Raw genomic sequence first — 20828 nt, forward strand, 5'->3', positions numbered from 1 at the left:
ATTTCTTTATTTTAAATCTATCACGATGCATGAAAATTATTTTACGGCAAACTTTATTTCTTAATTAAAGACTCATGCGTAAAATAAACACTTGATAGTCAATATAATGACTTTTTATTAATTTCAAGTCTCTATGACACGAAAATTCTAAGCTACAGCAATTACAGAAATTTCTACATTCACATCTTTTGGAAGACGAGCAACTTGAACTGTTTCTCGAGCAGGTGGCAAGGAAGTGAAGTATTGCCCATAAACCTCATTTACTAGAGCAAAATCATCCATATTTTTTAGGAAAATACTCGACTTTACGATGTTTTCGTAATTCATACCAGCTTCAGCGAGTATATGTCCGATGTTTTCCATTACTTTTTGTGTCTCGGCCTTCAGGTCTCCAGATTGTGCCAGTTCTAGAGCAATTTGGCCAGATACATAGAGTGTATCTTCAACCAATACCGCTTGACTATAAGGCCCAATTGGTGCAGGAGCTTTTTCGGTATAGATAATTTTTTTCATGTAAAAACTATATTAAATGTTTGTTTTGTGAAATGATTTACTTGTTCTACTCAACCTAGTGAGTGATATTTTCGTAAGTTTGAAAAACAAAAATCAGAATAAAACTGAGAATTTACAATTTTAATTACATATTATTTATAATGAAAGCAGGTGCATTAGCCGACAAAAATTTCCCCCAAAAATGCGGGGCTGTACAAGAAGAAGCGATTATTATTTTTATTAAAAATCCTCGATTGGGAAAAGTAAAAACGCGTCTGGCAGCGACCCTCGGTAATGAGCGAGCATTGGAGATTTATCATGAATTGATGGCTCACACAATGTTAATCACCAGTGGCCTACCAGTGGATAAGTATTTATTTTATTCAGATTTTGTAGATAATAATGATATCTGGAATAATGAAATGTATAAGAAAAGCGTTCAGCATGAAGGCAATGACCTAGGCTTAAAAATGCAAGAGTCGTTTATGAAATGCATGAACACTGGACATAAGAAAGCATTAATAATTGGAAGCGATTGCCTTGAACTATCTGCTGAACTGATAGAAGATGGATTTAAACTACTTTCTGAAGATTCGGTTGTAATTGGACCAGCCAATGATGGAGGATATTATATGATTGGCTTTAATTTTGAATTACTTTCTGACCCCATTAATTTACTTGAAAATTTGTTTTTAAATAAAGCTTGGAGCCATGAAAATGTACTTAAAGAGGCCATTGAAGTTTGTAAAAAACTCAGCATCAGCATTGCTGAATTGCCTACTTTGACTGATATTGATGAAGAAAAAGATTATGAAAAAACCAAGCACTTGGCTCTAAAATTAGTGATTTAGTTGTTGGTGAATTGCTAAGATTTGTGGAATAAGTAGTTTCTTCTCGTCGTTTTGAATAATATAATCAGCTATTGAGGCAAACTCCTCTTCTGTTTTTTGTCGAGCAATAATTGCTTTTATTTGTGTCTCACTTCGTTGAGGGTCTCTTTGTTTGATTCTCTTAATTCGAATGTCTTCTGGGCAGCTAACTACAATTATTTTATCTAAATCATTGCCTTGTTTTGCCGCATTACTTATGGCTGCTTCACGTAAAACATAACTTTGGTTTTGGTTTTTCTCAAGCCAATTTTGAGTATCGGCCAATACCCTTGGGTGTATTAGTAAATTGAGCATTTGTAATAGGGAAGGGTCGGTGAATACCTGTTCGGCTACCCATTTTCTATTATACAATCCATCTTGGTCGTAGGCTTGTCTGCCTAAAAGCTCTTTTATTTCTTTTCTTAGTTGTAAATCGTTGTTTGTAAGCCAATTAGCTCTTGCATCAGCATAGTAAACGGGAATCTGTAAAAGTTCAAAAAACTTACAAACGATACTTTTTCCCGAACCAATACCGCCAGTTATGCCTATTACCTTCGCCATTTTATACTTGAGGTTTATTTTTTCTCACAAAATACTCCCAAACAATACTTTTGGAGTAAATGGGATAAACTTGTTTAGTTTTTTTTCTTTCAAGCTTCGGAATCATCACATAAAATGCAAAATGAGCTTTGATGATTGCCAGACAATCATTCAATTGACCATCTAAAACTAATTTTATACCCGAAATGCCATCTAAAATTAACCTTAGCAGAATCGTATAAAATACCTTTCCACTTGGTAGATTTTTATAGAGCATTGCCAAGCCATTTCTGTAATTAAGGAAAGTTTTGCGTGGATTAGATTTGTGTAAAGTGCCTCCACCAACGTGATAAACTTTTGATTCCGACGAATACATGATTTTATAATCGGCATTTTTCATTCGCCAGCATAAGTCAATCTCTTCCATGTGAGCAAAGAAATTTGCATCAAAACCTCCTAAACTATGAAATACATCAGCACGAACAAACATACAAGCACCAGTAGCCCAAAAAATTTCTTTGGTATCATTATATTGACCAGTATCTTTTTCGTAGCTATCAAATACTCTACCTCTGCAAAACGGATACCCCAACCAGTCGATATATCCACCAGCAGCACCCGCGTATTCGAAGTGTGTTTTTTCATGATAACTCAAAATTTTAGGCTGGCACGCTGCAATAGATTCATCATTATCCATGAGTTTTATGATGGGTTCTATCCAGTTTGGTGTTACTTCCACATCAGAATTTAAAAGAACATAATATTGGGCTTGAACTTGTTGTAAAGCCGCATTATATCCTCCTGCAAATCCTTGATTTTGAGACATTTGAATGAGTTTCACTTCAGGAAAATGACTATGTAAAAAGGCTACTGAATCATCTGTGGAGGCATTATCTGCAACAATTACCTCATTGCCACCAGAGTTTTGAATAACTGATGGCAAAAAGGTTTCTAGAAATGTTTTTCCGTTGTAGTTTAAAATTACTACGGCTACTTTGCTCATAGAATTTTATTTAAATAATTTGTCCAAATCCATTCCTGGAATATTAGGCATTAATCCCTCAGTAGATTTTTGAAGTTCTTCTTTGGCTTTGATTTCAACTTTTTCTAAGGCTTTATTTGTAGCCGCTACAATTAAATCTTGCAAAATTTCTCGGTCAGTCGGTTTCATCAAATCTTCATCAATTTCAACACTAACCAATTGTTTTTTTCCATTGGCAGTTACTTTCACCATGCCTGCACCAGCTTCACCCATCTCGGTGATTTTTGCTAAATTTTCTTGAGCTTCTTGCATTCGGGCTTGCATTTCTTTCATTTTACTAGCCATCCCGAAAATATCTCCCATATTCATAGTTGTAAGCGTTTTATTTTCATGCAAATATACAAAAAAGGGCAGTCGATTATAGACTACCCTTTTCAAATAACATATTAAATGGATTTTTGTTTCATTTAAGAAGGACTATCGAACCCGTCTTTTGAAACTTATTTCCCCCAACATCTAAGCCCCAAATCTTGAACCCATAATTACCGGGTGGTGCTTGTGTAATACCATCAGTAGTGGTGCCATCCCAACTAATATTCAAATCATTGCTTTCAAATATTACGTTTCCCCAGCGGTCATAGATTTCTAAGTTATATTTTACAATAAATCTACCTTTTGCTACAAAAGCATCATTACTACCATCTGTATTTGGGGTAAATGCAGATGGAATATACAATTGTACGGGTAAAATAAAAGTATAATCATTCGAATAGGCAGAATAAGAACCTTGTACGGCCTTAACTCTGAATGTAGCAGCCCCATTGGCATTAGGTAAATTTATAATATCCTCAATTTGCTGCTTTAACTCTATGTAATTATTGGTTGAAATATTTACATTTAAAATATTGCCACCGGGTTCAAATGATTCGATGTAATACTGAACAGGTAAAGTAGAAGAAGGGACAGAGAAATCTGTCCAAGAAAGAATATTATCCTGATTTGAGTTTGCAAAAATACTGCAAAACGCAGGTGATAAATCAGAAGTATTGCCACATTCATCTTGATATGCTACTTTATAACAGTATTGCTGTTTTGCAGGGTCAACACCTATATCATCGTAGAAATCATCTGGTGTTCGCATGACTTCAACAAAATTTGAACTACCTCCAACAGAGCGATAAAAAATATACTTACTTTCTTTTGTAGAAAAAAGCTTGAAATTAATTGTATTTGAATTTGAAACCGATACAGTTCCAGTTGTTTTGGCTGGTAATTGTATCGTAATGGCAGGGTCTATTAAAATACTTGGCGATTTTATGATTACCTGATTACTAGCTGGCCCTATGAAAGCCGTAATTTGAAAATTATATTTTTTCCTGCAATCAAGATTATTAAGGGTATATGTAGTGGCAGTTGGTGGTGAAGGTACGTCGGTATTGGCATTAGCTCCAGTAGGTGATTCGCTAAAATCAACGGTATAGCTTGAAACGCTAGGGTCAGGAGTGTTCCAGTTGATGGTTGCTGACTTAGTGCTCGTAATATTTGCTTTTGGGACAATACTGCATACCTCATTTGATAGCGTAGGGTTAGTACAACCATCATTAGCTTTTAATCGAAAACAATATTCATTCGAACCATTCAAACCATTTACATCTAATGTAGCAGATGGTTGACCCGAGTTACGTTTCATTTTCTTTCCTGTATCTATCCAAGTGCCATTGTTTGTTTTTTGTTCAAGATTATAATCTTTGTTTTCGTTACCCTCTTTCATCGTGATTTTTACAATCGTACCGCTTGATAAACCTTCTAATTCTGTAAGTTTGGGTGGAATATTAAGCTCAAATGTGTAGCTCTTTGAGCAGGCCGATGTATTGGTTCCACTGATATATTTAGTAATTATACTAGGTTTTGTAGTGGGAGTGCTGTTATATAGGTGTGGTACAACAATTGGAAAATTTGTCAAATCAGTTATTGGTTCTTTATTTCCATCTCCCCAATCTATTTCATACGAGCCATGTTTTCTATTTTTTGGCGTAGCTAAAAATTCAACAGTGATACTATTTGGGGCACAGGAACTTACGCTAATATCAGGGTCTTCAGGCTTGATTACTTCGAAATATTTACAGGTAATATAAGTTTCGGAATTTTCATTACCACTCTGTAAAATCCAGTATTTTCCGGGGGTACTAACTGTCCACGAGGTTTGAAGCGGAGGGAATGTTGCCGCGAGACTTCTATTATCTTTTAAATCAAATATATAACCTAAGTTATTGGTGGTATTACCAGTTGGAGATAAGGGGTTTTTGACTGTAACCGTCACTGTCGCATTAGGGTCAGATGGATTCAAACACCCAAATTCAGGGTCCATTATAAAACTCCCTCCAATAGTTCTGATACCATAAACTGCTGCACCAGTTGTAGTACATTGCACAGGCTTTGTTTCTTGTTGTCCTAAGGTCGAAAAGCTAATAAAGAAAAAGGCTCCCAGCCAAAATAACAAATATTTGAAACGGGACATAGTCAAAATCTTTTCATTTGTTCATTCACCGAATAATGTTGTTTTACAAAAATCATGCCCGATAATTGTATAGTTACTTATAAAACGATGCGATGAATAGAATTATTAAGCAGGATTTGAAAAAATCAAAAAAAACTGCTTTTGTTAGTTTAGAAAAGAATGAGTATGAGATTGATAATCAATGAATTAAGTAAAGGTAGTTGGTTGTTTGAGGTTTCGGGTTCATAATAATTAGTACATCTAAATGATAATCGGATTTACACCTTTTATTGTTCCTGTACTAAATATAGGAATAAATCGAGCGAAAAGTTCTTCGGAGTACCACTTTTCATTGTGTGTCTTTTTTACAATTTGAGCGTGTTCTCTTTGTTTATAGGCAAATTGCTTGACGTCATCAAGGCTATCCCAAACTGAAAAAGTAGCTTGTCGGATGAATGGAACTTCTCCGATACCTACTGAGGTAATAAATCCTTGAGCCTGATTCATCGAGGCAGATACGATTGGCACATTTGACCAAAAACTTTTTAACTTCGACCAACTGATGGTAGCTCGGGTGAGAACTGCAATCGGGCCAGAATAATTACGGTCAGGTATTGGTTTACCGAAAGGTTCTTTTTTATCCCACTTTCCATGTGATTCGTATGGAATACAACCAATTGTCCATTTTTCGTGACAAAAAAAACGCCACCATTTTGAAACCCATGAGTTTTCTTGAAACTTTTCAAAATCTGACTGCTGATTCCAAACACCTAGCATACCCCATTGCTGAAAGTCGGGCTGAATATCGAAAGTGCCGTTTTTGCCACAGCCTAGTAGTTTCCAAAAACTCAAGCCTCTTGTAAAAAAGAGAGGTAAGTGTAAAATGGCCATTGATAAAAAGGCAAAAGGGATAAAGTACTTGGGGTATCGAACAATTGTGAGGCTAACAAACATTGGACTGAAGTAAGATTCTTATTTTAAAACTCTTAGGACTTGAAAATGTTTTAATTATCATTTTTTGACAATAATTAGCCAACGAAATGCCCATTTCCATCTAATTTGATAGTTTTTTATACCAGCTTGTTCAAGTAAATGCACTAATTCATGTTTTCTAAAACCTCTTAACACTGATAAAGGAGCATCGTTTTTAACTAAGTAAGATTTTGAGAAAAGTTTAGTCAAAATCTTTATTGAATAGTAAGCTAAAGGATGCCGATGTAAATCGGCAATAATAAATCCAGATTGAGCATGTGTATGCATCCATCGGAACATTTCTATTAATTGTTCATCTGTAAAATGATGACAAAATAATGAGTTGAAAATGATGTGAGGTTTTCCTATCGGGAAAGTAGAAGCTTGGTAGTCAGATTGTTCGTAGTTGATGTTAGTTGAATTGAATTTTTGGGCGAAATTTATACAATCGGCTTTTAAATCAATGCCGCATAGTTTGACATTTATTTTTTTCTTACTTAAAAACTTCGCTACGGCCCTTAGGTTATCTCCACCACCGCTACCAATTTCATATAAATTTATATTTTCAGTATAATTTGAAAATATTGAATTATCGATATTATTTGAAAATATAGAATTATTAAATCCATCTATAATTACTGAATGTCCACCTAAATAACGATTGATGAAATCAAGTTCCTTTAGGTTTTGGTAGAGGTCTTCTTGTGGAATGTGTTCATTATCAAGAAGTTCGGATTCATAAGAGCGAGTTTTGAAATTCATTTCTCTAAAATTACACTTTCCATTGTTAAACCAGGGCCAAAAGCAACTGCAAAGATATTTCCCTTTTGTTGAGAATTTTCGAATATTTTTTTCAAAACAAATAAAATGGTGGGTGATGACATATTTCCATAATTACGAAGAATATCATAAGAATTCTCCAAATCAGATGCCGATAAACCTAAGGCGTTTTCTACTGCTTCAAGTATATTTTTTCCGCCCGGATGTACTGCCCATTCATTGATATCGGCTTGATTGATTTGAAGTTTATCTAAAGAAGCCTTAAGTAAATGCTTCATTTCTTCTTTAATTAATTTAGGAACGTAACTCGACAAGGTCATTAAAAAACCTGTACTCGAAAGTCTCCACGACATATCTTTTTGTCCATCTAAGGCTATTTGAGAATAAAATTGTCTGATAGAAAGTCCCTCTGAGGCATCATTTCCTGTAATTAGGCACGCTGCCGAACCATCAGCAAACAAGGTAGAAGAAAGTATGGCATCGGTATCATTTGATTTTTGAAAATGGATAGTACAAAGCTCCGTGCACACCACCAAAACCTTTGAATTGGTATCAGCTCTACAAAAAGCATCGGCTATTTTAAGGGCATGTAGAGCTGCATAACAACCCATGAAATTTACTGAAGTTCGCACAATATTGGTTGATAAGCCCAATTGCTGAATTAATTGTATGTCTAACCCGGGAGCTGATAAACCAGTGCAAGTAACTGTAATTAAGTGGGTAATTTCCTGAATATCAGTATCTTTAATGCAATCTTTAATAGCTTCAACAGAAAGTGCAATAGCCGCATCATTGAAAGAATTCATTCTTGCTTCAAGTGGGGGCATCGTGCAATTATTCCCAAAGAAATTCCATTGCCCTCTGATTTTAGAGAAATCTTCAAAAACCGAATAACGGGTTTCTATGCCACTTCTATGATAGAGAATTGGTATTAACTTTTTATTTTTCTCATCAGGATTGTTGGCATCGAGCATAAACTGCATAATATCTTTTTGTTGATGACAAAAAGCTGGTGTGGCTGTACCGATTGAAACAATCTTTGACATGCTGGTTCGAATTTTTTGGCGGGATTGATAATTAATGTACGAAGTACAACTTAAATTGGTTGCCGAAGCTTTCAATTTAAAAAATCATCAAAAAACAATTAAGCTTGTAGATATAAACTTAAAATAAGGAAGATAGTTTTAGAAATTAGCAAGCAAATTTAGGTTCCAGTTTTGTTCGGGTGAGTAGTGGAGGTAACCATTTGCTACAACTAGCGGACTTGGAATATTATTATGATAAAGTGAGCCTGTTCCTAAGCCTTGTGGCATAAGGTTTTTGTATTCGGCAGTAAATTGGGCGATGGCATTTAAGCCAATATTAGATTCGAGAGCAGAAGTCATCCACCAACCAATATGAAGGCGTGTAGCAATCTCAATCCATTCTCGGCAGTGTTGAAGTCCACCCAAAAGGCTTGGTTTTAAGATTATATAAGTAGGTTTCAGCTTTTTTAGAAGCTGCATTTTCTGCACGTAATCTGTTACGCCGATTAATTCTTCATCAAGAGCAACAGCAATCGCACCGTTTTGACATAAATTGGCCATTGTTTCAGTTTGCTGCGGTTTGATTGGTTGTTCGATGCTATGAATTTGATAATTAGCCAATTGCTTGAGTTTCTGAGGGGCATCATCTACTGAAAAAGCTCCGTTGGCATCGACTCTAAGTGTGATTTCATCGGCCGAGAACTTTTCACGAATACTTGCCAAAATAGCTAATTCTTCGTCAAAATTAATCGCACCAACTTTCATTTTAATTGTCTGAAAACCATTTTCGAGTTTTTCTCTAACCTGTCTAGCCATAAATTCAGCACTACCCATCCAAACTAAGCCATTGATATCTATTGCACGTTTACTCCTTACAAAATCATTATTAAAAATCACTCTTTTTCCCCCATTTAAAAAGTCAAGCAAGGCCGTTTCAAAACCAAATTTGATGGATGGGAAAATATCGTCGATGAGCTGAGAGAGAATAATATTGATATTCCATTCGAATACTTCAAGGTCTAGGCTATCAAAAGTATCACAAATATTTTGTAGTACTTCTTCAAAATTCGGTATATCATCAACACTTAAGCCTTTTAGGGGTGCGGCTTCTCCCAAACCAAAAACCGTTGGATTTTCAGAATCGAAGATTTTTATGAAATAAGTATCTTTCTCAGTATAAACACCTCTCGAAGTTCCTGCTTCAAACCTGAACATCAAAGTGTGCTTCAACCATTTCACTTTCAGACCCATTTAAAAATGCTTAATTTTGGCAAAAGTACAGAAACTTTTGTTTTTAATGATATAATTAGTCGATTTATATACTTTTAGAGATACTCAGCTGTTAAAATTGTTATATTTTACAAAAACCAAACCAACATGAAGTTACTTGTTTTGTTATTTAAAATAACACTTTTTCCTTTATATGGCTTGTATTACGGTATCATTTTTTTAAGAAATTACCTATATGATTCTGGAATTTCTAAATCAATTCGTCCTAAAGTTTATACCATCAATGTTGGAAATTTGAGTTTAGGAGGTACAGGTAAAACTCCTCATGTTGAATATTTGGTTCGTTTGCTCAATAAAAAATATCAAATGAGTACTTTAAGTAGAGGCTATGGAAGACAAACCAAAGGGTTTTTAGTAGCTGATAATCAAGCAAATGCACAAATAATAGGCGATGAACCAATGCAGTATTATTTAAAGTTTGCTCAGGAAATAAAGGTAGTTGTATGTGAAGATAGGGTAGAAGGGGTAAATAAAATACAGACAGAATTTACTGATAATAAGCTGGTTGTATTAGATGACGCTTTTCAGCATAGAAAGATAAATCCACATTTGAATCTTTTACTTACAGAATTCGATAAGCCATTTTTTGAAGATGCTTTGGTGCCATTTGGCCGATTACGTGATATTCGCCAAAGTGCCCGAAGAGCCGATGCCGTAATAGTCACGAAGTGTCCACCTCAATTATCTCAAAATAAAAGAAATGATTTAGAGTTCGGTATAAAAAAATATACTGATAGTCAAATTCCCATTTTTTATTCTTCTATTATTTACAGGTCTATAGTGGGTTATATTCCTACAAGTACTTTTGAACTAAATCAACAATGTGTTATTGTTTCTGCAATAGCAAAACCAGAAAAATTTGTTGAATATTTGAAGACTCAAGTACCTAACATTCAAAAAACAATTGATTTTCCTGACCATTATGCTTTTTCGAGAGATGATATTGAGAAATTACTCAAAGAATTTGGTACAAAAATTAAGTTTATTAGTACAGAAAAAGACATGGTGAAGCTAAAGCCACTTTTAAGTAAAACTGAACAAGAAAAGTTCTTTTATGTACCAATTGAGGTAAATATTGTCGGAAAATCTAATTTCGATGATTTTATTCTACAAGCTATTCAAACTTATTAATATTTATGAAGAAATACTTTTTATTACTCTTTTTGCTCGTTATCAATTTGAAGGGAATAGGGCAGCAAAAACTAGATTATAGCCGAACTTGGGTATTTATGGTTGGTGTTTTAGAGTGGGCTGATGCGAATACGTTTGCATCTTTTGACAAGAAAGGAAGGTTAGATACCAAAATCTTGAATTTCTTTCAAAAACAAGGCGTTCCTGCCAGTCAGATGCTTTATTTGAAAGACCAAAAAGCTACTACAAAGGCTGTTAGAGAGGCTTTCGCACCGTTTCTTAAACAAGCCAAAAAAGGCGATGCTTTGTTTTTTTATTATTGCGGGCATGGTTATAAAAATGATGGTGGCAAAGTATGCTTTGCAAATTACCAAGGAGCTGACTGGACAGCCGAAGAAATTGTAAAAACTGTGAATGAAAATTTTGCAGGAAATACAGCCATTTTTACTGCTGATTGTTGTAATTCTGGAGGTTTGGCCAAAGAAGTACAAAAGTATCCTTCAAGAAATTACGCTGCTTTGAATTCTGTGGTACCCACCGATGTTTCTACTGGTAATTGGACTTTTTCCAATGCTTTGTTATATGGTTTAGAAGGTAGAAACTTTGTGGATATAGATAATAATGGACAAATTCAATTGCCCGAACTAGCCCAATATATTGATACAGAAATGGCCATTGTGGAAGGACAAAAATCATTATATTTTGTTCCAAACACAATGAAGAACTTCGAGATAAAAGCTGGCGTTCCGATTAAGAAAAATAGCAGAATTGGAGAAAGAGTTCAGGTTGATTATGACGGTACTGATTGGCTTGGTTTTATTGAAAATGTGGAAGCTGATAAAAGACTAAAAGTTAGATTTTATAGTTATACAAACAATGAGGTTGAGGTGGTGGAAGCTTCAAGAGTGAAGGCTTTTAAATGTACTAAAGATTTTCCAATTGGTGCAAGAGTGAAGGTTTACAGCACCAATGATAAAGCTTGGTACGCTGCTAAAGTACTGAAAAAGTTTTCTTGTTTACACTACATTCATTATGAAGGATACGAGGATGAATATGATGAATGGGTTTCGGTAGATATTATAAAGGAATAATAAAAGAGGAAGTATATACTTCCTCTTTTATTATTCCTTGAACCCTAAATCATTTCGAGATTGAGTATCATTATTCGGGAAGGCAAAGCCTGAGGGTAACTTTTTCGGACTATATCTTTGGAGATTTGGGTCATAAAGCCCGTTTTTAATAAATTCTGTTAGTTGATTTATTTCTGTTACAGAAAGGTTCAAAGGTTTAAATTCAGTAGCCAATTGCGAAGCAGGAACTTTACGGTTCTGAGCTTTTGCCGTATTCTTATAACTAATGACATCTTCTATTTTTGTAAAGGAAGCCCCATGACCATAAAACGGAGAATCTTTTAAGTTATACAGTTGGGGTACTTTAAACTTAAACATATCTTCAGCTTTACCAGTAAAACCGCCACGACCTTTGTGTTCTGCTTGAGTTTCTGTTACGCTAACTACAGTACTTAAGCCATAGGTTCCATTTTGTAAATCGTTCATACCTAAAGCATAAAAATTCATTGCTGCTAATGAAGGCCCATTGTGGCACGCAACACAATTAGCCTTTCCAAAAAACAACTTGGCTCCACTTTTTTGCTCTTCTGTCATGGCATTATAATTTCCTTTAAGCCATTGCTGAAATGGAGCTTCGGTAGCTAATAGAGTGCGTTCATAGGCTGCAATTGCCAAACCAGCATTAATTTTAAGTTGAAAGTTATCATTCAAATCCATGTTGGGATAGGCTTTCTTAAACATTTCTTTATAATCAGGAATTTGTTCTAAGAAGGTTTTACTGATGAAAAGACGGTGGACATCTTGCCCGGCAATCGCCTGTGTTTCTGTACCTTGAAAACCTAAATTATTTTTTTCTTTTGGCGTTCCAACTGTCCAACTCCTTTGAGTATTTTGATTGAGGTGTGTAGCCCCAAACTGACCATTCCACAAAACATTTGTCTGATAGGCTATATTCAAAGCTGATGGACTTCGGAGTGGCTGGACATCTATTTCATTTTCTTTGTAATTGGTGGCACGCACACGTTTTTCTCCATGAACCCCAAAACCAACTCCACCATCGCCAATACCCTGCATCATACAAGCCTGAAACCCTGCCTTTACATGATGACAACTTGCACAAGAGTAGGTTTGTAAATTAGCAGCTTTTAATGGGTTTCTTCCCAAAGCAGTTTCGTGAAAGAGCATTTGTCCAAGCTCCACTTTTTCTGCTGTTATCGGGTTTTTGGGGTCTTGGGGTATCTTTGAATAATCGTTACTTTCAGGAAGTAGCAAGCTACTCTTGCCCTTATCGTTTGTTGCTTGTGTAATGGTCATTTCAAGTTCAGTATCTGTTGAAGAAGCTGAAGTGACTGATTCGTTTGATGAACAAGCAATTATTGAGGCTAAAAGAGGAATGTATAATATTTTTTTCATTTAAGTAGCACAGTTTTCTGATAATACTTGTGCACAATTTCAATGCCATTAAAGTATTTTGATAATACAACTTTTATCAGATTTGTTATAGATGAAAGTAAAATATTCAAACAGTGCCTTAGAGATAAGTGCGATATATTCTGAATTTGTCTCTATTTTTGTGCAATATTAATCTTATTAGAATTGCTCCAAGAACGTTCAAATATCATTAAACAAAAAGCCTTAGAACTGGGCTTTGAGGCTTGTGGTATTTCAAAAGCAGATTTTTTAGAGGAAGAAGCTCCACTCTTAGAAAAATGGTTGAATCTGAATTATCATGGGAAAATGGCATATATGGCCAATCATTTTGATAAACGCCTTGACCCGAGAAAATTGGTAGATGGGGCGAAGTCGGTCATTACAGTTATCTTGAATTATTTTCCAGAAGAACCACTATCTACCGATGAAGATTCATACAAAATCTCAAAATATGCCTATGGTACTGATTATCATTTTGTTTTGAAAGACAAACTGAAAGATTTAATGAACTTTATTTCAGAAGAAATTGGGGAGGTAAATGGCCGAATTTTTGTAGATTCTGCCCCAGTAATGGATAAAGTTTGGGCAAAAAAGAGCGGAATTGGCTGGATTGGGAAACACTCAAATCTAATCACAAGAGAGATAGGGAGTTTCTTTTTTATCGGAGAAATCATTTGCGATTTAGAATTACAAACCGATTCTTCCATGAAAGATTACTGTGGTACTTGCACACGTTGTGTTGATGCTTGTCCGACCGATGCGATTGTGCAGCCTTATGTAGTTGATGGCTCGAAATGCATTAGTTATTTTACGATTGAATTGAAAGAAGCCATTCCAGATGAGGTAAAAGGGCAATTCGAAAATTGGATTTTTGGCTGTGATATTTGTCAAGATGTATGCCCGTGGAATCGTTTTTCAAAACCTTCAGAGGTTACAGATTTTAGGCAACACCCTGATTTAAAGAATTTTACTAAATCAGATTGGGAGGAAATTACACAGGAGGTTTTCCAAGAAATATTTCGAAGAAGTGCTTTAAAGAGAACAAAATTAGAAGGCTTAAAACGTAATATTAGTTTTGTCAAATTGGCTGATTAATTCTTGAATGTTTGAAGAATGAAAGTTCTCCATAAGTATGAGTAGTATTCCGTTAAACACTTTACTTTTATTAAAAAATGGCAGTAAAAGATAATTTTTCAAATCAGGCAAGTATTTACGCTCAGTTTCGCCCAAATTATCCGCAAGAACTTTTTGACTATTTAGCTAAAATTGTCACCAACAAAGAAATTGTTTGGGATTGTGCCACAGGAAACGGTCAGATGGCCAAGGAATTAGCTAAAATTTTTGATAGCGTTTGTGCAACTGATATTAGTCAAAAACAGCTTGATAATGCTTTTCAAGCTTCAAATATTACCTATTCCATTGCCAGAGCAGAAGAAACTCCTTTCGCCAATGATACTTTTGATTTAATAACGGTAGCACAGGCAATACACTGGTTTGATTTTGAAAGATTTTATACCGAAGCAAAAAGAGTTGCTAAGCAAGATGCTGTAATTTTTATCATTGGTTATTCGATGCCTCGTTTTGAGGGAATAATAGATGAGATTTTGCAGGATTTTTACTGGAATATCACTGGCCCTTATTGGGATGCCGAAAGAAAACACATTGATAATCACTATGCATCTATTCCATTTCCTTTTGAAATAATTGAGTGTCCAAGTTTTAGTAATGAATATTTATGGACGCTCGAAATGGCAGAAGGATACTTTAACTCATGGTCTTCAATTCAGCATTATATCAAGAAAAACGGCAAAAATCCAGTAGAAGGTGTCATTGAAAAATTGAAAGAGCATTGGAAAGACCGCCAGCATGTATATTTTCCTTTGTTTACAAAAGTAGGGAGAATACAAAAATAGGCTTATTTATAATCTCTAATATCAACAATATTATTGCAGAAAGTATATTCGTTGGGTTGATTTGAGCAGATAATTAACAACCGATTTTCAGTATGTTTTTCAATTTGTTCTAAATACCAAGCACTTCCTTGAGCATCAAGGTTTGAGGTGGGTTCATCAAGTAGAATGATGGGAGCTTCCGAGTAAAAAGCTAAACCCAGTTTGAGGCGTTGCTTCATACCCGATGAAAAATTCTTGATTGCCTTGTCTTTATGGGGCGTAAGTTGCAGATAATCAAGTAGTTGATGGGAAGTAATATTGTCTTTAAAAGGCTTGAATTTCTGATGAAATTCAATTGATTCAAGCAAAGTAAATTCTTCAACTAATTCGAGATAAGGTGCTGCAATAACAATTTTTTTGTAGATATCATCAAGAGAAACTTCCACGCCATTGAGTGTATATGAAACTTTCCCTTCAGAATGTGGCATTACACCAATAAGTACTTGTAAAAGAGTGGATTTTCCACTACCGTTAGGCCCGACAAAGGTATAACTTTTACCTGTATCAAACCTTAAATTAACGTTTCGGAAAATCCATTCTTTACGAAATTTCTTACCTAAATTCTCTAACTCAATTGTCATATATTTACAAATATCTCGTTGGGAAGAGAATTATTCTTCAGCCCCTTTCTTTACAGGACTTTTAATAATACCACGCTCAGAATTTGAAATAAAGTTTAAGATTTCATCACGTTCTGGTGTTGCTGGAAACTCTAACTCTACTTGTGTAATCGCATCGGTATTATTTAAGCCACGAAGATAGATATAGCGATAAATTGCCTGAATTTCGGCAATTTTTTCATCAGAACAGCCTCTTCTACGAAGTCCAACTGAATTGATACCTGCATAAGATAGAGGTTCACGAGCAGCTTTTATAAACGGCGGTACATCCTTACGGATTTGTGAGCAACCGCCAATATAAGTGTGTTTTCCAATCTTAACAAATTGTTGTACGGCAGTCATACCTCCGATATTGGCATAGTCGCCAACAGTGATGTGTCCAGCTAATTGTACGCAGTTAGCTAAGATTACATTATCTCCAATGATACAGTCGTGTGCAATGTGAGCGTAAGCCATGATGAGGCAGTTTGAGCCTACTTCCGTACGCATTTTATCTACAGTACCTCGGTTCACTGTTACACATTCGCGAATCGTAGTATTATCGCCAATGATTGTGACAGTATTTTCGCCTTTATACTTCAAATCCTGAGGAACAGCTGAAACTACAGCTCCAGGAAAAATTTTACAATTTTTGCCAATTCTGGCACCTTCCATGATAATCGCGTGTGAACCTATCCAGGTTCCTTCGCCAATTTCTACATCCTTATGGATTACGGCAAATGGCTCGATTACTACATTTTGTGCAACCTTTGCATCGGGGTGTATATACGCCAACGGTTGATTCATTTTTTAGGTTTGTTTCTTAAACAGGCAAAACTCAAGGTTTACCTAAATCTATTAGATTATTATTTTGCTTTTTTTACCAAGCGAGCAGTCATATTAACATCGCACACGAGTTTCTTACCAACCCATGCTTCACCGTGCATTTTAGCTACGCCAAGTCTGATAGGAGCAAGAAGTGAGCATCTAATAATTAACGTATCACCAGGTAAAACGTTGTGATAGAATCGACAATTATCGATACCTACCAAATATGGCCAATAACTTTCTGGGTCGCCAGTAGTGGTTAATACTAAAACTCCACCAGTTTGAGCTATGGCTTCTACTTGAATGACACCTGGCAGTACTGGGTTTTCAGGAAAGTGACCCGTAAATTGAGGTTCGTTCATAGTGACATTCTTTACCCCCACAACTGTTTGACCATCGAGATATACAATTTTATCTACGAGTGCAAATGGATAACGGTGGGGTAAGAGTTTGGCAATGTCATTGATATTAAATACAGGAGGTGTATTTGGGTCGTATTGTGGTGTACTTTTAGCTGAATCGCTAATATGTTTTTTGATTTTCTTGGCTAAAGCAACATTTGGTGTATGACCCGGACGAGCTGCCAAAATATGAGCTTTCAGCGGGCGACCAACTAGGGCTAAATCTCCCATTACATCGAGTAGCTTATGACGAGCTGGTTCGTTCGAAAATCTAAGTGGCATATCATTCAGGATACCCGTTGTGCCAACTTTAATTTTTTCTTTACCGAGTAAAGAGGCTAGATTTTCAACTTCTTCTTCAGAAATTTCGCGATCAACAATTACTACGGCATTATCAATATTACCACCTTTGATTAGCCCTGCTTTAAACAAAGCTTCTAATTCGTGTAAAAAAACGAATGTACGACACGGAGCGATTTCCTGCTTAAATAAATTTATATCGTGTAGTTGGGCATGTTGGCTATGTAATACATTTGAATTGTAGTCAACCATTACAGTTAATCTATAATCATTTAAAGGTAAGGCTGCCAACTCAATGCTTTGGTCATCATTACGGAAATGGATAGCTTCTTCGATTTCATAGTAATTACGAAGAGCACCTTGTTCTTCAACTCCTGCTTCTTCAATTAAGTCTACAAATTTAATTGCACTACCATCAATAATCGGAATCTCAGGGCCATCGAGTTGAATTAAAACATTATCAACTTGTAAACCAACTAAAGCTGCTAAGATATGTTCGGTGGTATGTATTCTTACACCCTCTTTTTCTAAAACAGTACCTCTCGACGTATCCACTACATAATCTACATCGGCTTCGATAATTGGCTTATTGGGCAAATCAATACGTTGAAATTTATATCCATGATTGATAGCTGCTGGATTTAAAAGCATTGTTACTTTTTCGCCAGTATGAAGACCTACACCTGTGATAGATACTATTTTTTTGAGGGTTTGTTGTTTAACATTCATTGTAAATCGTACTTATTTTTCTTTAGGCAAATGTAATTTTTATATTGAATAGAGGAATTGATTAAACCAAAACGCCTTGTTGTTGAAGTTCAAGAAATTGCTCTTCCAAGGCTTTTACTTGCTTTTCAAGAGCTGGAAGTTTTCTTAGAACTGCCATCGAACGCAAATAATCATTGATTTCAAAAGCCGGATTACCATTTAAAGAAGTACCAGGTTTTTTCACTGTTTTTGTGATGCCTGCTTTTCCTCCTGCTTTTGTGCCATCGGCAATGGTGATATGTCCGTTTATACCTACTTGTCCACCAATTACGCAATTTTTACCAATCTTGGTTGAACCTGCTACTCCAGTTTGTGCAGCAATTACTGTATTTTCTCCGACTTCAACATTGTGAGCAATTTGAACCAAATTATCAATTTTTGCTCCTTTTCTAATGATTGTAGAACCCATAGTGGCACAATCAATCGTTGAATTAGAACCAATACTTACATTATCTTCGAGAATAACATTACCGAGTTGAGGGATAGTTTTATAAGTTCCGTCAGCTTGTGGTGCAAATCCAAAGCCATCGCTTCCTACAATAACACCCGAATGAATTACACAATCATTGCCAATGATACAATTGGCATAAATTTTTACTCCTGCATATAAAATAGTGTTATCACCAATTATCACATTATCTCCGATATATGCTTGCGGGTAAATTTTAACGTTTTTTCCAATTTTGCAGTTTTTACCAATGTACGAAAATGCACCTTGATAAATTCTTTCACCAATCATTGTGCCTTCGCCTACAAATGAGGGTTGTTCTACACCTACTTTTGAAGCTTCAAGCAATTTTTGGTATTCTTCTAATAATTGAGTAAATGCTATATATGGATTTTCAACGACGATTAATGTTGTAGTATATGATTTTCGTGGTTCGAATGTGCGACCAACAATTACGGCAGAGGCTTGGGTAGTATAAAGATATGGCTCGTATTTTTCATTAGAAAGAAAAGAAATATCTCCTGCTTTTCCTTCTTCAATTTTTGCTAACTGGCTAACCGTGAGCGATTCATCTCCCTTTACTTCACCATTTAGCAAGAGTGCTATTTGCTTAACCGTAAATTTCATAAATTTGGTGTTATGCAAGTTTTAGCTTGCGAAAGTTTTTGCGTTAGTAATTTAACCTTTTATTCTATCTTCATACTTATGAATGAAGAAGATAAGTGGTTTTATTTAAAATAATCTTCAAATAATACAAAAAGTATATCTTTTATTCGCAAAGTCACTACAAAGATACGTTTTTGCCCCAACATACATAGTATTTTTTCACGATGTTGCTCAATGCCTTGATTGTTGGTAAGTCGGATGCATCAGCAATATCGACAACATTTTTATATTTTGTTAAGATATTGATTGTTTCATCTCCCGAAACATAACCTTTATTACTTACATCACCTTGTGTGATGAAATAACTCAAATCCGCTTCTGGAATTCCCTTTTCGACTAATGTTTGTTTGATATTTTGAATGAAAGAATCTTCTATTGGAAAATTTGAAATCTTGACTTTGTACAAATTTCGGTTTAATAAATCTTTGCAAATCGTTGATAAAATTGGGTCTTTACTGTGTTGCCAAGTTTTTATGCAAGCCCAAATATCATAGTCATCAATTTCGGTAAATGCTTTTAAATATTTTTCTTCCTCTTGGAATGATTCCAGAGAAATTTCTTCTTTTAAAAATATTTCAAAGGAGGGGGTAACAAATAAATCGTTTCCTATTTTTATTAATTCTCTAGCACGGCGAATAATTTGTATCAACATGGCTTCTGTACAAATTGAAGTCTTATGAAGATATACCTGCCAATACATTAACCTTCTTGCGTTTAAAAAGTTTTCTACACTTAATAAGCCTTTTTCTTCAACTACCAATTGATTATCGACCACATTGAGCATTTTAATGATTCTGTCAACACCAATTGTCCCTTCGGCAACCCCCGTAAAGAAACAATCTCGATTGAGGTAATCCATCCTATCCATGTCAAGCTGACTTGAGATAAGCTGATGAAAAAACTCTCGGTGATAGGTTCCATTAAACATTTCGATGGCTAAATCGAGTTGCCCATGAAATTGCTCATTCAATTTTTCCATCAATAAGGCTGAAATATGTTCGTGATGAACATCATTCAAGATAGTGTATTCAAGTACATGAGAAAAAGGCCCATGACCAATATCATGCAAAAGAATAGCAATTTGAGCGGCTTCAATTTCAACATCTAATAAAAAATGTCCTTTGGCTTGCAAAACTTGCAATGCTTCACCCATCAAGTGCATCGCACCCAACGCATGGTGAAAACGTGTATGTAAAGCACCCGGATAGACAAACTCAGCCATCCCTAATTGTTTAATACGACGTAAACGCTGAAAAAAAGGATGCTCGATTAAATCAAAAATTAAATCGGAAGGCACACTTACGAAACCATAGACGGGGTCATTAAATATTTTACGTTTGTTGGTCATGTTCATACATGGCTTTAGCAGTTAAACAAAGTTATTACTTTATTTCTTGCTACTTTCCAAAAACAACGCAAAGAAGACAATTTTAGTTGTGAAGTGGCGAAAAATGAAGATAAAATTTTGGAGTGAAAAAAGAAATGTCTATTTTTGCACCACAAAACCAAAAAACGGTTTTAGGGCCTATAGCTCATTCGGTTAGAGCAACTGACTCATAATCAGTAGGTGCCTGGTTCGATCCCAGGTGGGCCCACTTTCTAAAGTACTGATAATCAGTGTTTTATGTAGAGAATTTCAATTATTGGAATTCTCTATTTTTTTTGTTGCACAACAAAATGCACAACATCTCAGTTGTCTTATTGGTTTTGAGTGTAAAAAAACTAAAATTTCCACATACATTTTCAGTAGTTTTTGAATGAGGGAAACAGTCTCAAAAGATGTGGAC

20 protein-coding genes and 1 tRNA gene are annotated in these 20828 nt (G+C 35.3%); 6 read left to right on the top strand and 15 right to left on the bottom strand.

Translation table 11 applies throughout. The features are described 5' to 3' along the window. Nucleotides 1-147: 147 nt before the first annotated feature. Nucleotides 148-513 (bottom strand): Rid family detoxifying hydrolase, encoded by a 366-nt coding sequence (locus EMTOL_RS13145; protein ID WP_015029785.1) that lies wholly within the window; start codon nucleotides 511-513, stop codon nucleotides 148-150. 140 nt (nucleotides 514-653) lie between these two features. Between EMTOL_RS13145 and EMTOL_RS13150 the strand changes: the two genes are divergently transcribed. After that, nucleotides 654-1343, top strand: a complete 690-nt coding sequence (locus EMTOL_RS13150; RefSeq protein ID WP_015029786.1) for a TIGR04282 family arsenosugar biosynthesis glycosyltransferase — start codon at nucleotides 654-656, stop codon at nucleotides 1341-1343. Here EMTOL_RS13150 and coaE read toward each other — a convergent pair. The 8 genes from coaE to EMTOL_RS13190 form a co-directional block, all read right to left on the bottom strand. Continuing rightward, nucleotides 1332-1922, bottom strand: coding sequence for a dephospho-CoA kinase (coaE, locus tag EMTOL_RS13155; protein ID WP_015029787.1), 591 nt, complete (start codon nucleotides 1920-1922; stop codon nucleotides 1332-1334). The two genes, EMTOL_RS13150 and coaE, sit on opposite strands and share 12 nt — an antisense overlap. A 1-nt stretch (nucleotide 1923) precedes the next feature. Further along, the gene (locus EMTOL_RS13160) at nucleotides 1924-2904 is read right to left on the bottom strand and encodes a glycosyltransferase family 2 protein (protein WP_015029788.1); all 981 of its coding nucleotides are present in this window, start codon (nucleotides 2902-2904) and stop codon (nucleotides 1924-1926) included. 6 nt (nucleotides 2905-2910) lie between these two features. Then, nucleotides 2911-3252, bottom strand: coding sequence for a YbaB/EbfC family nucleoid-associated protein (locus tag EMTOL_RS13165; RefSeq protein ID WP_015029789.1), 342 nt, complete (start codon nucleotides 3250-3252; stop codon nucleotides 2911-2913). Nucleotides 3253-3346: 94 nt separating this feature from the next. After that, nucleotides 3347-5401 carry a T9SS type B sorting domain-containing protein gene (locus EMTOL_RS13170; RefSeq protein ID WP_015029790.1) on the bottom strand — a complete coding sequence of 685 codons (2055 nt, stop codon included), beginning with the start codon at nucleotides 5399-5401 and terminating at the stop codon, nucleotides 3347-3349. A 240-nt stretch (nucleotides 5402-5641) separates the two neighbouring features. Then, a complete protein-coding gene (locus EMTOL_RS13175) occupies nucleotides 5642-6334 on the bottom strand; it encodes a DUF3291 domain-containing protein (protein WP_015029792.1) in 693 nt (230 codons plus the stop codon). A 57-nt stretch (nucleotides 6335-6391) separates the two neighbouring features. Beyond that, nucleotides 6392-7114 carry a methyltransferase domain-containing protein gene (locus tag EMTOL_RS13180; protein ID WP_015029793.1) on the bottom strand — a complete coding sequence of 241 codons (723 nt, stop codon included), beginning with the start codon at nucleotides 7112-7114 and terminating at the stop codon, nucleotides 6392-6394. Next, nucleotides 7111-8253, bottom strand: coding sequence for a type III polyketide synthase (locus tag EMTOL_RS13185; protein ID WP_305953237.1), 1143 nt, complete (start codon nucleotides 8251-8253; stop codon nucleotides 7111-7113). The genes EMTOL_RS13180 and EMTOL_RS13185 overlap by 4 nt, the downstream gene beginning before the upstream one ends. A gap of 63 nt (nucleotides 8254-8316) precedes the next feature. Then, complete coding sequence (locus EMTOL_RS13190) at nucleotides 8317-9408, bottom strand: o-succinylbenzoate synthase (RefSeq protein WP_015029795.1); 1092 nt, start codon at nucleotides 9406-9408, stop codon at nucleotides 8317-8319. Nucleotides 9409-9534: 126 nt separating this feature from the next. Here EMTOL_RS13190 and lpxK point away from each other — a divergent pair, with 126 nt between their 5' ends. Together lpxK and EMTOL_RS13200 are read left to right on the top strand one after the other, a co-directional pair. After that, nucleotides 9535-10578, top strand: a complete 1044-nt coding sequence (lpxK, locus tag EMTOL_RS13195; RefSeq protein WP_015029796.1) for a tetraacyldisaccharide 4'-kinase — start codon at nucleotides 9535-9537, stop codon at nucleotides 10576-10578. A 5-nt stretch (nucleotides 10579-10583) separates the two neighbouring features. Continuing rightward, complete coding sequence (locus EMTOL_RS13200; protein WP_015029797.1) at nucleotides 10584-11669, top strand: caspase family protein; 1086 nt, start codon at nucleotides 10584-10586, stop codon at nucleotides 11667-11669. A 30-nt stretch (nucleotides 11670-11699) separates the two neighbouring features. Here the strand turns inward: EMTOL_RS13200 and EMTOL_RS13205 are convergent, their stop codons facing one another. Then, nucleotides 11700-13061 (bottom strand): cytochrome-c peroxidase, encoded by a 1362-nt coding sequence (locus EMTOL_RS13205; RefSeq protein ID WP_015029798.1) that lies wholly within the window; start codon nucleotides 13059-13061, stop codon nucleotides 11700-11702. Nucleotides 13062-13244: 183 nt separating this feature from the next. Here EMTOL_RS13205 and queG point away from each other — a divergent pair, with 183 nt between their 5' ends. Then, a complete protein-coding gene (queG, locus tag EMTOL_RS13210; protein ID WP_015029799.1) occupies nucleotides 13245-14174 on the top strand; it encodes a tRNA epoxyqueuosine(34) reductase QueG in 930 nt (309 codons plus the stop codon). Between the two features lie 77 nt (nucleotides 14175-14251). Then, a complete protein-coding gene (locus tag EMTOL_RS13215) occupies nucleotides 14252-14992 on the top strand; it encodes a class I SAM-dependent methyltransferase (protein ID WP_015029800.1) in 741 nt (246 codons plus the stop codon). A 2-nt stretch (nucleotides 14993-14994) separates the two neighbouring features. Here EMTOL_RS13215 and EMTOL_RS13220 read toward each other — a convergent pair whose 3' ends face one another. The 5 genes from EMTOL_RS13220 to EMTOL_RS13240 all read right to left on the bottom strand — a co-directional run bounded on the left by EMTOL_RS13220 (nucleotide 14995) and on the right by EMTOL_RS13240 (nucleotide 20395). Continuing rightward, complete coding sequence (locus EMTOL_RS13220) at nucleotides 14995-15612, bottom strand: ABC transporter ATP-binding protein (RefSeq protein WP_015029801.1); 618 nt, start codon at nucleotides 15610-15612, stop codon at nucleotides 14995-14997. A gap of 30 nt (nucleotides 15613-15642) precedes the next feature. Next, entirely contained in the window at nucleotides 15643-16437 is a 795-nt protein-coding gene (gene lpxA, locus EMTOL_RS13225; protein WP_015029802.1) for an acyl-ACP--UDP-N-acetylglucosamine O-acyltransferase, read from the bottom strand. A 59-nt stretch (nucleotides 16438-16496) separates the two neighbouring features. Then, the gene (locus EMTOL_RS13230) at nucleotides 16497-17888 is read right to left on the bottom strand and encodes a bifunctional UDP-3-O-[3-hydroxymyristoyl] N-acetylglucosamine deacetylase/3-hydroxyacyl-ACP dehydratase (RefSeq protein ID WP_015029803.1); all 1392 of its coding nucleotides are present in this window, start codon (nucleotides 17886-17888) and stop codon (nucleotides 16497-16499) included. A 61-nt stretch (nucleotides 17889-17949) separates the two neighbouring features. Beyond that, nucleotides 17950-19002, bottom strand: coding sequence for a UDP-3-O-(3-hydroxymyristoyl)glucosamine N-acyltransferase (lpxD, locus tag EMTOL_RS13235; RefSeq protein WP_015029804.1), 1053 nt, complete (start codon nucleotides 19000-19002; stop codon nucleotides 17950-17952). A 157-nt stretch (nucleotides 19003-19159) separates the two neighbouring features. After that, nucleotides 19160-20395 carry an HD domain-containing protein gene (locus tag EMTOL_RS13240; RefSeq protein WP_041693562.1) on the bottom strand — a complete coding sequence of 412 codons (1236 nt, stop codon included), beginning with the start codon at nucleotides 20393-20395 and terminating at the stop codon, nucleotides 19160-19162. Between the two features lie 167 nt (nucleotides 20396-20562). On the opposite strand from EMTOL_RS13240, the gene EMTOL_RS13245 reads away from it, so the two are divergent. Beyond that, nucleotides 20563-20636, top strand: a tRNA-Ile gene (locus tag EMTOL_RS13245). Nucleotides 20637-20828 lie beyond the last annotated feature (192 nt).

The organism is Emticicia oligotrophica DSM 17448, assembly GCF_000263195.1.
Taxonomy (GTDB): domain Bacteria; phylum Bacteroidota; class Bacteroidia; order Cytophagales; family Spirosomataceae; genus Emticicia; species Emticicia oligotrophica.

Excerpts from the sequence above, each read along its gene's own strand:
- lpxD (WP_015029804.1), bottom strand. The coding sequence starts at position 19,002 with ATGAAATTTACGGTTAAGCAAATAGCACTCTTGCTAAATGGTGAAGTA.
- EMTOL_RS13205 (WP_015029798.1), bottom strand. The coding sequence starts at position 13,061 with ATGAAAAAAATATTATACATTCCTCTTTTAGCCTCAATAATTGCTTGT.
- EMTOL_RS13220 (WP_015029801.1), bottom strand. The coding sequence starts at position 15,612 with ATGACAATTGAGTTAGAGAATTTAGGTAAGAAATTTCGTAAAGAATGG.
- lpxK (WP_015029796.1), top strand. The coding sequence starts at position 9,535 with ATGAAGTTACTTGTTTTGTTATTTAAAATAACACTTTTTCCTTTATAT.
- EMTOL_RS13175 (WP_015029792.1), bottom strand. The coding sequence starts at position 6,334 with ATGTTTGTTAGCCTCACAATTGTTCGATACCCCAAGTACTTTATCCCT.
- EMTOL_RS13165 (WP_015029789.1), bottom strand. The coding sequence starts at position 3,252 with ATGAATATGGGAGATATTTTCGGGATGGCTAGTAAAATGAAAGAAATG.
- EMTOL_RS13230 (WP_015029803.1), bottom strand. The coding sequence starts at position 17,888 with ATGAATGTTAAACAACAAACCCTCAAAAAAATAGTATCTATCACAGGT.
- EMTOL_RS13170 (WP_015029790.1), bottom strand. The coding sequence starts at position 5,401 with ATGTCCCGTTTCAAATATTTGTTATTTTGGCTGGGAGCCTTTTTCTTT.
- coaE (WP_015029787.1), bottom strand. The coding sequence starts at position 1,922 with ATGGCGAAGGTAATAGGCATAACTGGCGGTATTGGTTCGGGAAAAAGT.
- EMTOL_RS13190 (WP_015029795.1), bottom strand. The coding sequence starts at position 9,408 with ATGGGTCTGAAAGTGAAATGGTTGAAGCACACTTTGATGTTCAGGTTT.
- lpxA (WP_015029802.1), bottom strand. The coding sequence starts at position 16,437 with ATGAATCAACCGTTGGCGTATATACACCCCGATGCAAAGGTTGCACAA.
- EMTOL_RS13180 (WP_015029793.1), bottom strand. The coding sequence starts at position 7,114 with ATGAATTTCAAAACTCGCTCTTATGAATCCGAACTTCTTGATAATGAA.
- EMTOL_RS13240 (WP_041693562.1), bottom strand. The coding sequence starts at position 20,395 with ATGAACATGACCAACAAACGTAAAATATTTAATGACCCCGTCTATGGT.
- EMTOL_RS13200 (WP_015029797.1), top strand. The coding sequence starts at position 10,584 with ATGAAGAAATACTTTTTATTACTCTTTTTGCTCGTTATCAATTTGAAG.
- EMTOL_RS13215 (WP_015029800.1), top strand. The coding sequence starts at position 14,252 with ATGGCAGTAAAAGATAATTTTTCAAATCAGGCAAGTATTTACGCTCAG.
- EMTOL_RS13160 (WP_015029788.1), bottom strand. The coding sequence starts at position 2,904 with ATGAGCAAAGTAGCCGTAGTAATTTTAAACTACAACGGAAAAACATTT.
- EMTOL_RS13145 (WP_015029785.1), bottom strand. The coding sequence starts at position 513 with ATGAAAAAAATTATCTATACCGAAAAAGCTCCTGCACCAATTGGGCCT.
- EMTOL_RS13150 (WP_015029786.1), top strand. The coding sequence starts at position 654 with ATGAAAGCAGGTGCATTAGCCGACAAAAATTTCCCCCAAAAATGCGGG.